This is a genomic window from Paradesertivirga mongoliensis (assembly GCF_024436395.1).
GTDB lineage: Bacteria > Bacteroidota > Bacteroidia > Sphingobacteriales > Sphingobacteriaceae > Paradesertivirga > Paradesertivirga mongoliensis.
In genome coordinates this window covers 998,708-1,011,438 of the sequence record NZ_JAFMZO010000003.1, presented here as the reverse complement: position 1 = coordinate 1,011,438, position 12,731 = coordinate 998,708, and the positions used below count along the sequence as shown (strand labels likewise).

The following is a 12,731-nucleotide window of genomic DNA, read 5'->3' as shown; positions in this document are numbered from 1 at the left end:
AAAATGGAAAGAATAACTTACAGCGAATGGCCGGAGGGCCTTTACCCGGCATTGAAACAAGTTCAGGATTATATCGATAGGAGTGGACTCGATCATCGTATGCTTGAACTGATGCGCACCCGTGTCTCGCAGATTAATGATTGCGCCTACTGCCTCGACATGCATTTTAAAGAAGCAGTGCATGCAGGCGAAGATCCCATACGCCTGATCTCGGTGTCTGCCTGGCGCGAAACTCCTTATTACAGTCCGCAAGAAAGAGCAGTGCTGGAATTTGCGGAGAGGCTAACCCAAATGCGGCCTGAGGAAGATTCGGCCGATATTCATGACAAGCTGAGGAAATATTTTAGCCAGCAGGAAATTGCGCTTCTCACGCTCGCGGTAATTCAGATTAATTCATGGAACCGGTTAAAGAGATCATTTGGCTCGATACCTGGCAAGTATAAAGTGGGAAGTCATTAGTTGATTAATCTATGCACTTGAAAAAGAGAGAAGGGCAATGAAATAGTGTGGTGCCATCACCCTTGATCACTCTAATGGTCCTCGTTAAAAACGAGGACCATTAGAGGTTTCGTTCAGAACAGTATTCTGATCCTTAAAATTCAAACAACTGCTTCAAATCTACTTCCAAACCTCTAGCAATAGCCGCTATACTACTCAGCGTAGGATTCACCTCACCACGTTCTATCCGACCAATTTGCTTTAATTCGAAACCTGTCCGTTGTACAAGGTCTTCCTGGGTAATGCCTTTCTCCTTCCTGATTTGCAGGATGCGGGCTCTTACTTTGTCAATTACTTCATGGTCCCTGTAGTGTTTTTTCACAAGAGCAAATACGTAATTGCATTCTTAATAAATTAGGACATATATGTCTTATTTGTTAGCTTTGGAATTATTGATTATACTATGTCTACTATACATCTAACCCTTCCAATTCAGTTTCAAATTGCCTGCCTTAAATATGGTGTTCACCCGAAACGGTTTCTGCAACACATGCTAAATCATGTTTTTATTCCTTCAGAATATCTGGAGATGGATAAGCAATCGGTGTTGGCTACTGATTATTTTCTTGAATATGTGGTGATGTATTCGGATGAAGTTGAGAAGTACTCGGAAGGGCAACAAGAATTCTTAGATAGAAAGGTTGCACGGTATGAGCGTTTGTTGAAGGCTTCGATCGAATGCAGTGAGGAGGAGAGGAGGGAAGTGTTGAAGTTGTTTTTTGAGGAATGGTATAGGGAGTGGGGGGAGGTGTGAAAGTTAAGTCCAATGTGTTTCGCGCCACCCACCTTCATTCCGAAGGTTCTGCCCTTGAAGACTCAGGTCCATGCCTGGAGGTTCTGTCTTCGCCCTCATAGCCGGGCGGTGGCCTAGTCCTTTTCTCTTGAAAGAAAAGTACCAAAAGTTCAAGAACAGAAATAAGCTCAGCCGCATTTCTGTTCAGCCCACCGCTCGCTCTTCGGTCAATTGAGTGATAACGTTCTGTTACGTTTCATGGGCCCTGCGGTCGTTTTGCATTTTGCGTAGGTAGAGCGCTTACTAAAGCCATAACTCTTTTCACCAAAGTTAAGCTCTTTTATCAGCAGCCTCTGAACCGAAAGCGAAGAGGTTAAACATTTCGCGCATGCGCGAGCGGACGCGGTTGCCGTAGAGTTTTTCGAGTTCGGAGGCGGAGAGGTTGGTGGTGATGTGGGTTGGGATGGCATGATGGATGAAGAGGTCATAGCGGAGGAGCATGATCTCGCCCATGACGTTGGTTTCGTTGCCGAAATATTTCATGGCGGTTTCTGTGCCGATGTCGTCGAAGCAGAAGACTTGCGGGGCCTTTGCGGAAAAGGAGGAATAGTATTTAATTGCGGCGTGGCCGCTTTCCATAAAGCGGAGGCAGATTTCGCGGGCGGACACGAGTTCGTAGTTGTAGGAGGGGAGGTCGAGTTGACGGATAAGGCTCATGAGCGTAGTTTTGCCGCAGCCTACTGGGCCTGTTAGAAGCAGGCCCTTGCGGAGGTCGATGTCGTATTTGTTGGCATGGTACTCGTCGCGGTAGAGGTATACCATGAGTTTAAAGATGAGTTCGTAATCCTGTGGATGAATTTTAAAGTTCTTGCCGTAATTGGCGCGGCCCTTTTCTTCGAGCCATTGGAAGATGTTTTCGAGGTCGATTACTACGGGTGATTTTTCAGAGAGGCTCATGGTAGTTTTTTGTGGTGTTTACAGAAAGGTAGTTGGGTTTTGCCTGTCGGTCTGACAGGCGGGAGGGTGTTCTATGGCGGGCTTTTGCTGTGGTGCTATCGCCGCGCTCGAACTTAGTCTGTTTAGCGACCCAGTTGATGGCTGCGGCCTGCCAGTTGCGGATTTGGCTGCTGCCGATCATCCAGCCTTTGGCGGTGTTGTGGTTGAAGAAGAGAAGAGCCTGTTCTGCAGGGAAGTTCTCGCTTTCAAAGTAAACATTGACCTGGTCTATAGTTGGTATGTTTGTATTGTTTTTATTCTGTTTATTCAAATGTCGCAGTGGTGTTTCAGGTGTGTTATCAGTACTGTTATCAAAAATGATAATACGGATACGGCTGCCGATGGTGATGCTGCGGCTGGGGAAATACTGGATGTACTGCCACTGATCGAGCTGGTGCATGCAGCGGATGTAGGTGTTGACCGAGCCGATTTTTGAAAGTATCATCAGGTCATGCCGGCTTACCTGGATAGGGTTTTGAAAATGGGCAGAGTTCCAAAGCTGGAATATGCCCGAATACAAACTAATGTGATGGGGTGTAAAGCGCTCGTCGGTATACACCTTTTGATAGAAGCGCGAAAGCTGAGTAATGTAATTCATGATTAGGGGTTTGGAGGCAAAGATTAGTTTTTAATCAATGCCTGTCCAGTTGCAGGGGTTGCAGGACCCCGAACAACCCCATTGATTATTAGTGTGTTACGGGTTTAAATTTATTTGATTCATAAGTGTAATAATGTATTGTTTTACGGTTTTCTTGATACCCGGCTCGGATGAATAGAACTTAGTGCGGAAGCTTTCGGCAGAAATGGTTGGCGACTGCTTTGTGCGGTAGGTGCTTACGACAGATTGGAAGAATTCTTTGTAGTTGGGGATCTTGATCAGGCCGCTATCAGACATGACTTTGAACAGGCAGGCAAGTTCGGCAACGGACATGTTTGCCTGCAATTTCTCGGCAGGTACGATTTCCGGCAAGCCGCTTACAGTCTCCACCTTCATCGGCAGTTTGGCCGTTTTTATAATGTATGCTATCTCTTCACTGAGCCAGTTCTCCACTAATTTACCTATCGATGCCTGCTCTTCCCTGTAAAAAAGATTTGGAACGATTAAAAGCTGCCTTATTTTCCGCCGGGTATCATAGAGGGTTTCGAGGTAATTATCGCCATCAAGCTGGCGGATGTAAGTTGTTAGAAGGTGATAGAAGGATGGATCGTTGTAGTTTAGCCGGTAAAGCATCCACATGAGGCTTTCGGTATTGGGCTGAACGTTTTCAATAAGCCATTGTAGTTCGGTATGCAGGGCTCTGCAATAAAAGAGCTGGTGCCAGGTATGGTTGTTTTCGCCGGAAAGGAAGTTATCGAAGGGTTTGATTACTAAGTGTTTCAATTCAATGCCGCAGGAGGTGTTGAGCACCAGTTCGACGAATTCTTTTGCCTCACGGATTTCCTGAACAGGGGCTTGAAGAGATTGCCTGGGAATAGGCAGGTGTTTTGGGAGGAAAAGACTGAAACAGGTATGAAGGAACTCAAGCAGGTCGCTAAGCAGGGCATAAGCCGAGAGGATAGCTTCTTTATGTTCGTGCAAAGTAGTCGGCATCGACAATCCAGGTGCTTCGCTACTGTTTTTTAGCAGTAATGACAAATCATCGAGGCGTTCTACTAAAGCGGTATGATGCAGGCTGACGAACTTTTCGAAGGTATGCTGACAGTGTGGTTTAAAATAAACGTCTTTGAGTTGTGTTCTGATCTTATCCGTTTCACTTCGGAAGTTCTTCATCAGGCAGGCGTGTCCCTGCGGATAGTTGGTGGAAAAGTTAAAGGCGCTACATAACTTATCCAGTTCATGAAATAAGTAGGTCAATGTTTTAAGTTAATGTCGAGCAGCGCGTGCTCTGGGTTTTACAATTGTGTTAAGGTTCGAAGATGTTAGGGTTTAGTGATGTTGTTACATAATTTAATGATAGATTAATGTTTTTAGGCGAGGCGAAAATATAAAAAGGTTTTGTTATTGCAAATGGTTTTAATTGTCAGATTGACACTGATTTAGTTAATCGGCATTTGTTCGCGTTTTTAGTGGCTGAGGATTTCGTACAAGGGCCTTATTTAAAAAAATGGAGGCGATAGGTTAGAAACTAATACATTCTTAGTGGATTTAAGTAGGCCAGAACACCGACGCTAAACAATTAGGCACTAATCTTTTTAGGGTTGTATTGACCATTGAAGATGATACACGCAGAAAGTTTACCACTGAAAACCCTGTAATTATTTTTGAAGAGGTACGGTGTGTAAATGCTAAGTACTTAAAAAATCAACGCTTGAAATTGTGGGTTTACTTTCGCACCTTAGTTTGAAACAATAAAAGATGAAAAACTACAATCAATTAAAGGATCTGCTAAAATCAATTGAAGAAGATGCGGACAAATTTTACAACAAAGGTGTCAGCGCTGCTGGTACACGAGTTCGCAAAGGATTGCAAGATATTAAGACGCTAGCTTCAGATATGAGAAAAGAAGTGACAGAGCTTAAGGACAAAGCCAAATAAATAAAGAGCTGCTATTACGCAGCTTTTTATTTGTGTAAAAACATCTGACAGGCGATTTGCTGGTGGCCTGTCAGATTCCACTGTCTCTTCATTCCTAAATAACTGACAGGTATTAAATGTCCTAAAACTCGTTATTTTCATCAAGTCTTTCATCTGGCTTTTCTGGTACATATGGCAAGGACATCCAACTGTACACTGAACAAAGTATCAGGCCATCTAATTCCCTGACAAAGCAATTCTTCGCTAAAAAAAAGTAGCCAATACAAATTCATTCCAACTTGTCGAAGAGAAGACTGGGCTCCATATCTGATGGATGTCCTTCGGTAACTAAATGCCATTGCATAATTTGAACAAACAGCACTTCTGGATGATTGACCAATTTTTCTTGTATGGCCTGGCTTGTGCCTGTTGATCGGCTTTGTTGTAACGAGCAGGACTAAGCTTGGTTTAGAAAAGTTTCATCTGTCTGGTTCTTAGACTCTACAATAAGATTTATATCCGTTTTCTAATACACTTAGATATAAAGTGCATCAATAAAAAGACCCCAATATTATTTTACACCACTGCAGTTTAACTGCAGTCTGACTCTTTATGTTTGATGATTGTTGAGCCCAATAGTATTACCTGCGCCGAATATTATTGTTTTTCAACGCTAAAACAAAGAACCATTTTTTAGAATGTCAACACCCCTTAAATATCAACGCTACTTACTATTTGCGGCCGAACTAAAACCTATCTGTATTTCTAATGATTTTTTCAATTTTTATGTTCCCTATCCAAATTAATCGTTTAGCGCCAGCGGGTCGCTCAATTAAGAGAGTAACAGAGCGAATCAAGAAAGTGGTCTTGCAATTGTCCTTTTTGCTGTTTAGCCTGCACGCTACTTCTCAAGACAGGCTTCCAAGTCAGATTCCTCCTTCTCCCTTAACAATGCAAATGCAAAAGTATGGAGATTTTCCCGTGAGTCATTTTACCGGAGTTCCGGACATTAAGGTGCCGATTTATACAATACAGGAAGGAGATATTAACGTTCCAATTTATTTAAGTTTTCATGCTTCCGGATTGAATCTGGATGACAATCGGGGACTTATTGGCCCAGGATGGACCCTGCATACCGGAGGACTGGTTTCGCGGGCTATTAACGGTCTGCCAGATGAATATAGTGAGTATGGTTATGGATTTCATGTTCCGGCGGACTTCACCTACAATTACGACACCAGGTATCTGGAAATGAAGGATACATATCACAATACACTGAACGATCACGAATTCGACATTCACAGTTATAATGTATTAGGGCGGTCTGGAAAGTATATTCCCTCGGCCTACGACCCGAACCTGAATGGATTGTTTGTTTTGCAGAAAGACAATTTTAATGTCAACACTGGCACAGACGAGAACGGACTCATGTATGTTTTTGGTGGTACTGGATATGAAGAGTATACAACATACTATCATTCCAGACTGGAATGGGATTTTAATACAGTATCTACCTGGCATTTAAAAAACATCAGATCCTCACGTCATCCGGGAAGGACAGTCGATTATCAGTATCAAGATGGTCCTCAATACATGGTTGGAGAGCTGTCTTGGCAATATACGCTTGATGATTTTTATTACTTTGATAGCTGGATTGGAAGTCCGGATGGCTGGGATGTCTCAGAGATCTTACCACACTCTCGCCCCAAGGCTAATTCTTACATTGGTACCTCGTTCGGAAGAACGTTCAGCACCCGAGTTCCTCAAAAAATAACCTTTTCGGGAGGATATCTGCTATTTTTTTTGAACAGCGCAAAATACCTCGATCGGATAGAAATCTATAATAATAAGAACGAGTTGCTCAGGAAAGTTGAATTGCAGGCGACAGAGCCCACCCCCATTCCTCATTACTTCAGTTCGCGGATATTGAACCATATAGTGTTTAAAGACGCCAATAATATTGAGCAGGAACGATACAGCTTCACATATTACAACGCCCAAACCAATTTCTCCCTTAGCAAAGATCACTGGGGCTTTTACAATGGTCGTACCAGAGACGGGAATGGCAATCTAATTGGGATACCCAATTTTTTTACCTCGTACCTGGATGTAAATTTATCACATCCGTATCAAATGATTTATACTGCGGGTGGGACGGCAGACAGGCAGGCGGACGCCTCCCAGGCCGTGTCGATGATGCTCCAAAGAATAACTTACCCCACTAAGGGCTATACCGAATTTATCTACGAAGGGCACGAGGATGCAGCAGGCCGTCCCGCGGGCGGCGTTCGGATTAAAAATATCGTCAGCTACACCGCTCAAAATGAAGTTGCTTCTCAAAAAAACTATGTTTATGGCCCAGGGGCATGCGAATATTATCCAACCGCAGAACTCTACGTGCAGCATAGCGAAGTAATCGTCGGAGAAGTCCCTGGCCGGCGTACAGCCATCTCAGCGTTTTCGCCAATAAACCTATCGCCGAAAGGGTCTTCTGTTGCATATAGCTCCGTGACAGAATACGATGGTGATAAAACAACTATATTTCAATACGACACCGGTGACGCCTACACTTATGAACGGTTAGATAACCCATCCCACTCCTCGATTCCGGGCGAGTCGAACCCGCAATTTAAATTGTTTCAAAACAATTATAAGCCATGGACTTACGGAACGCTCATCGCAAAACATACTCTTTCTCCCGGCTACGAACGGCGAGAGTTTTATAACTATCAGGACTCGCTGTTGCATACAATTCGTGACTTAGTGATGAATCAGCGCATTTTTCCCTACTGGACTCCGAATTTTCATGGCCTTACTGCAAATCAACGATTTCTAGAAGAGGATATTCACAGTCGCTATGGCCTTTACGCCTTCGCTAATCGCTACCATCATTCAGGGCTAAAGCGCCAGATCGGAACTTCAATCACAGAAAAGTGGTCAAATGGCAGGGAGCTTACTACAACTGAAGAATACGAGTATGGAAGCACTGCTTATCCTCTTCAGAAAACAGCAATGACTACCACCGATAGCAAGGGACGGCTGATACGGACTACTTATAAGTACCCGTACGATTATCCTTCTGACCCGGCTTACCAGGAACTTACTCTCCAGAACCGCATTTCTACGCCTGTTGAAGAAACTTCCACTAACCAAACGCTTAGTAAGGAAATAAAGAAGATTAACCGTGATTATGCTCTCATAAATACCCCCATCCAGGCTCAGTTGAGTGCAATTCGTGCATCGGTGGGCGGATCAACGCCTGAAACAGAAGTGACAGCAGATCGTTATGACAGTCGTGGTCATATATTAGAACAAACAGAGAAGGGTGGATTAAAAACCAGCTATATCTATGGGTACGGCCAACTTTATCCGGTCGCTAAAATTGTTGGAGCCGATTATAATACGGCTATATCGTTAGTGAACCAGGCCTTCCTGGATGACGGTAGTAATACAGAATCAGCAATCCGCAGCCACCTGTCTTCTTTACGCGGGGGCCTTCCTTCGGCCCAAATAAGTACCTATACCTATAAAATAGGATTAGGGATGAGCAGTGAAACCGACCCTCGTGGGCAAACGAGCTATTATGAATACGATAATTTCCAGCGGCTAGCCAGGATAAAAGACCATAACGGGAATATACTGAAAGAGTACTGTTATAACTATGCTGGCCAGCAAACTACGTGCTACTCTATTGGCATTCCTCTGGTGATTAACACTGGTGGCGGAGGTACGCAAACTATTTATGCCCGGGCTGAGTATCAGGACAGGACTGGTGATTATGGTTATATTGGAGAGTTCTACCATAGTTACTGGTGGGCAGACTTGTATTTTCGGTTTTATTCGGATGCGGCTTGCACCCAGCCCTATACGCTCACCAGCAATCTGGATGTTCATTACACAAATGAAATGGGATACTACTACAACGGCGGGTCCAGTCCGAGCACGTTTTCTTCCAGCATTCAGGTTCCCTCGGGTACTAACAGCTTCTATTTCGGGAATGTGGAAACCTCTTATTACGAGGAATACGCCTGGGATGATGATTGGGGATATCTATATGATCAATACACTTATTATGTATATATCACTTCAAATACAGGCTATCAATCTGAATCGACTATCAATCATTATTGAGAATTAAAAAAAGGAAGATATGAAAAGACTATATATGATACTACTGATGATAGCCTTTGCACTAAGCAGCCAGGCCCAACAACTCGCACAGCCTTCCAAAGAAGAGCGCATAAGCAACCTGTCTAAAACGTTGTCGGTAGATAAGAAACGAGCAGAAGAAATAGCAGGAGCGCTGGATTATAACATCGAGAAGATCAGAAGTACTGCCAGAGATACCAGCCTGAAGCCCCAGGCCAGACAGGCGCTGATGAAGCAGTTGCATGAGGAGCGGCAGGCTAAAATTAAGGCCATCCTTACACCAGAACAGCTGGCGATGATGCAGGCCAAGATAGCCGAGCATCAACAGACCCAGAGAGCAAAGATGGAGCAGCGGAGGCAGGCACAGCAGCAAAAAATACAAGAGGAGAGAGCAAGGCGGGAGGAGACAAAAGAGGACAAGAAACCATAATACAGTTATTTACACGATAAACCTGTCACGATGAAAAAACTAATAGGCGTCCTGCTGCTAACTTATCACTTCATGAAATTTAGATCTAAAAGAGTGCCTTTTAAACTTAAAGAAATGTTGGGTGTAGTATTCCTGCTTTTTCAATTTGCATTGCTATATGGCCAAAATCTGCCCGATCAAGCCCCGCCATCTCCAAGTACCATGATGTTTCAGAAATATGGTGATTACCCGGTGAGTTATTACACTGGCATACCCGATATCAAAGTGCCTATCTATACTATACAGGAAGGAGATATTACCGTACCAATTTATCTTAGCTTCCACGCCAGTGGATTGAATCTGGACGAGCGGCAAGGTAATGTTGGTCCGGGGTGGACGCTCCACACAGGGGGAATGGTTTCCAGAACCATTAATGGCGTGGCAGATGAACATTTTGGCAATTTTGTTATACCAGACTGGAGTAAAGATTATCATCCTAACGACTATCGAAACTATAAATATCGGTACCAAGATATGTACGATGACTACAACAATTATTATAGCGACCACGAACTGGATGTTTATAGTTACAATTTCCTCGGAAAATCAGGGAAATTTATACCTTATGCCCATTTTTTGCAAGATCCTGATGGATTGCAGCCATATGACCCTTTTAAACTGAAGGAAGATGATGTGTGGATAAAATCGATTGGACACATGGTGGATGAGAATGGAGTCGAATACTTTTTTGGGGGCAATGCTGCTACAGAAATGCAAGATTTTACCGCTGGCCCCCTCGGTTGGCAGTATTCCGCAGCTTCCACGTGGCATCTGACTCAAATTTTATCTTCGCGACAGCCGGGTAGAGCAATATCGTATACCTATCAGAATGGTTGGTTGTACCCCTTTCAAGAGTCTAGAAAATGGGTGATGGATGATTTTTATAACGACGAGTATGATCCATATGGTGCCCCACATTTCCTAATGTCGGGTATCTTACCGCACTCCCACACAGGAGAGAGATTTCCACTAACCAATAGGTATAATAGACATTATACTGTTTTTCCACAGCGAATTAGTTTTTCATCTGGCTATTTGCTGTTTTTTCTCAACAGCTTCAAATATCTTGAACGAATCGAGATATATGATAACAAAAACCAATTGTTACGTAAGGTGGAACTCCTTGGAGGGAACTTTTCTACTACAGAAGACAGTGGCCGACCTTTCCGTAGGTTAGATGCGGTGGTCTTTAAAGATGCTAACTCTATTGAACAGGAACGCTATAGTTTCACTTACCATAACGCGGGGCAAGCGGTGACATGGGGTAAAGACCTTTGGGGGTTTTATAATGGCCGGAGTTGGACGGGTGACTATACCGTACCCATACCAAACCTTACGCAGCTCTGGACGATAAATTTAGATGGCAGTTTTAGTCCCATTTATTTCCACCCTGATTTGAATTACAGACAGGTTAATGCCTGGTCGGCTCAGACGTATATGCTTCAACGCATTACTTATCCTACGGGTGGATTTACCGATTTTGATTACGAAGGCAATGCGGGAAACGGAAAAACCTATGGCGGATTGAGGATTAAAGATATTCGAAGCTATGCCAAGGATGGACATCTAGCAAAACACAAGACCTACACCTATAGTTCACCATGGATAGAACTGGATGTAACGCCGCAACTTTTTCTTGAGCATTCGGGCATATTGGTGGGTATCTCCGGAGGAGGATCCGTATCATCCCGAAGAAGAACGATTTCTGGGTCTGCTCCTGTGACACTATTTCCAAAAGGAGCACCAGTTGGGTATTACCATATCACTGAATCGGAGGGGGAAATATCCACTGATTATTATTTTGATGATTATCAGGCATACGAATATGAGGAACTAGGCAATCAGTCAAACAGTTTTCCCGGAGATGGATATGAAGAATACCGAACCTTCGCCCATCATTACCGGCCCTGGAACTTTGGAGACCTGATATCAAAGGTGACCACTGGTCCGGGTTATCATAAGACCGAACTGTTTGATTATGAATCTTTTGAAAAAGATACCGTTCATGATGTAGTGATGAATCAGAGTGTGTTTCATATCGACATCGGGGGGAACTCCTCAGATTATTTTCATAGAAATGTTTCATGCTTCTATAATTTCGCTAATCGTTACCACCATTCGGGAGTTAAACGTTTGAGAGAGAAGCTGGTTTCAGAGCAAGGGGCCGATGGTTTGGCCGTATGGACGAGCGAGGCCTATACTTACAGTAACCCGAATCGCCCAATGCAGGTGACTAGTACCCTTCAAACGAACAGTAAGCAGGAGGCGATAAGGAAAAATCTGACTTATGCGAATAACTATTCAGGACCAGTATATGATAAACTCGTCGAACAGAACAGGGTCGGCGAGCCGATTGAGCAGGTAGTAATCAATGAAACGCAGAATAATAAAGAAATCAGCCGTGTAAAATCTGAGTATGACTTTTTCAATCCTGCGAACGCCACAGGAACAGCCCAGGTTACGCAGATAAAAAAATCTGTCGGTGGAAATCCACTGGAAATTAGGGAGGTAGCCGATAAATATGACGCGAATGGCCATATTCTTCAGCAAACGGATGAAGGGGGAGGCGTAACGAGCTTCATCTATGGTTACCAGTCGCAGCTTTTGGTTGCTGTTGTGAAGAATGCAGATCATACAACAGCCAGCTCCCTGGTTAATTCTACCATCATTAATTCACTAAACACAAGTGATGAGGATATGCGTAATGCTTTATCGGCTTTGCGTACGGGGCTTCCCTCTGCCCAGACTACGACCTATACTTACAAGCCCTTAATAGGCATGACAAGCATGACGAACGCCCGCGGTCAGACCACAACCTATGAGTATGACAGCTTTCAGCGTCTGTCTACTATCAAAGACCATAGTGGAAGTATAGTAAAGCAGTACTGTTATAACTATGCAGGCCAGCAGACCACCTGTTATTCTGTTTCTCTTCCGGGTGTGAGCAATACAGGAGGTACTGGTCCCCAAACGATTTATGCCCGGGCTGAATATGACGGTCAAACCGGTGATTATGGTTATAATGGAGATCTCTATTATAGTTATTGGTCTTCCGATCTGTATTTTCGGTTCTATTCGGACGCGGCATGTACCCAACCCTATACCCTCGCCAGCAGTGTGAATGTTTATTATTCGAATACATCAGAATACAACTATAACGGAGGCTCCAGTCAGAGTACCTATTCTTCCAGCATTCAGGTTCCTTCTGGTAGTAACAGTTTCTATTTTGGGAATGTTGAAACCTCCTATTACGAGGAATACGCTTGGGACCCTGATTGGGGGTATTTATATGATTCTTACACTTATTATGATTATCTCACTCCAGGCGCAGGCTATGAACCTCAGCCGACTATATCTATATTTTAGCATTT

At 43.7% G+C, this 12,731-nt stretch carries 10 protein-coding genes; 6 read left to right on the top strand and 4 right to left on the bottom strand.

Annotated elements, in window-relative coordinates; all coding sequences use genetic code 11:
* Window positions 1-3: 3 nt before the first annotated feature.
* Entirely contained in the window at window positions 4-459 is a 456-nt protein-coding gene (locus J3P43_RS15375; RefSeq protein ID WP_255903996.1) for a carboxymuconolactone decarboxylase family protein, read from the top strand.
* A 133-nt stretch (window positions 460-592) separates the two neighbouring features.
* Here the strand turns inward: J3P43_RS15375 and J3P43_RS15370 are convergent, their stop codons facing one another.
* A complete protein-coding gene (locus J3P43_RS15370; RefSeq protein ID WP_255903994.1) occupies window positions 593-820 on the bottom strand; it encodes a helix-turn-helix domain-containing protein in 228 nt (75 codons plus the stop codon).
* 81 nt (window positions 821-901) lie between these two features.
* Here J3P43_RS15370 and J3P43_RS15365 point away from each other — a divergent pair, with 81 nt between their 5' ends.
* A complete protein-coding gene (locus J3P43_RS15365) occupies window positions 902-1,252 on the top strand; it encodes a hypothetical protein (RefSeq protein WP_255903992.1) in 351 nt (116 codons plus the stop codon).
* Between the two features lie 309 nt (window positions 1,253-1,561).
* Here J3P43_RS15365 and J3P43_RS15360 read toward each other — a convergent pair whose 3' ends face one another.
* From J3P43_RS15360 to J3P43_RS15350, 3 genes are all read right to left on the bottom strand, one after another.
* On the bottom strand, window positions 1,562-2,188 hold the full coding sequence (locus J3P43_RS15360; RefSeq protein ID WP_255903990.1) for an AAA family ATPase: 627 nt from the start codon (window positions 2,186-2,188) through the stop codon (window positions 1,562-1,564).
* A complete protein-coding gene (locus tag J3P43_RS15355) occupies window positions 2,175-2,825 on the bottom strand; it encodes a hypothetical protein (protein ID WP_255903988.1) in 651 nt (216 codons plus the stop codon). Before J3P43_RS15355 ends, J3P43_RS15360 begins: the two co-directional genes overlap by 14 nt.
* Before the next feature lie 96 nt (window positions 2,826-2,921).
* Window positions 2,922-4,082, bottom strand: a complete 1,161-nt coding sequence (locus tag J3P43_RS15350) for a hypothetical protein (protein ID WP_255903986.1) — start codon at window positions 4,080-4,082, stop codon at window positions 2,922-2,924.
* Window positions 4,083-4,583: 501 nt separating this feature from the next.
* Between J3P43_RS15350 and J3P43_RS15345 the strand changes: the two genes are divergently transcribed.
* From J3P43_RS15345 to J3P43_RS15330, 4 genes are all read left to right on the top strand, one after another.
* Window positions 4,584-4,763, top strand: coding sequence for a BF3379 family histone-like protein (locus J3P43_RS15345; RefSeq protein WP_255903984.1), 180 nt, complete (start codon window positions 4,584-4,586; stop codon window positions 4,761-4,763).
* 747 nt (window positions 4,764-5,510) lie between these two features.
* A complete protein-coding gene (locus J3P43_RS15340) occupies window positions 5,511-8,873 on the top strand; it encodes a hypothetical protein (protein ID WP_255903982.1) in 3,363 nt (1,120 codons plus the stop codon).
* Window positions 8,874-8,892: 19 nt separating this feature from the next.
* Window positions 8,893-9,321: a hypothetical protein gene (locus J3P43_RS15335; protein ID WP_255903980.1), complete on the top strand. Its 429-nt coding sequence runs from the start codon at window positions 8,893-8,895 to the stop codon at window positions 9,319-9,321.
* A gap of 30 nt (window positions 9,322-9,351) precedes the next feature.
* Entirely contained in the window at window positions 9,352-12,726 is a 3,375-nt protein-coding gene (locus J3P43_RS15330) for an RHS repeat domain-containing protein (protein ID WP_255903978.1), read from the top strand.
* The last annotated feature ends 5 nt before the right edge of the window (window positions 12,727-12,731 follow it).

Coding starts and splice junctions, on each gene's coding strand:
- J3P43_RS15375 (WP_255903996.1), top strand. CDS start 4: ATGGAAAGAATAACTTACAGCGAATGGCCGGAGGGCCTTTACCCGGCA.
- J3P43_RS15365 (WP_255903992.1), top strand. CDS start 902: ATGTCTACTATACATCTAACCCTTCCAATTCAGTTTCAAATTGCCTGC.
- J3P43_RS15360 (WP_255903990.1), bottom strand. CDS start 2,188: ATGAGCCTCTCTGAAAAATCACCCGTAGTAATCGACCTCGAAAACATC.
- J3P43_RS15355 (WP_255903988.1), bottom strand. CDS start 2,825: ATGAATTACATTACTCAGCTTTCGCGCTTCTATCAAAAGGTGTATACC.
- J3P43_RS15345 (WP_255903984.1), top strand. CDS start 4,584: ATGAAAAACTACAATCAATTAAAGGATCTGCTAAAATCAATTGAAGAA.
- J3P43_RS15340 (WP_255903982.1), top strand. CDS start 5,511: ATGATTTTTTCAATTTTTATGTTCCCTATCCAAATTAATCGTTTAGCG.
- J3P43_RS15335 (WP_255903980.1), top strand. CDS start 8,893: ATGAAAAGACTATATATGATACTACTGATGATAGCCTTTGCACTAAGC.
- J3P43_RS15330 (WP_255903978.1), top strand. CDS start 9,352: ATGAAAAAACTAATAGGCGTCCTGCTGCTAACTTATCACTTCATGAAA.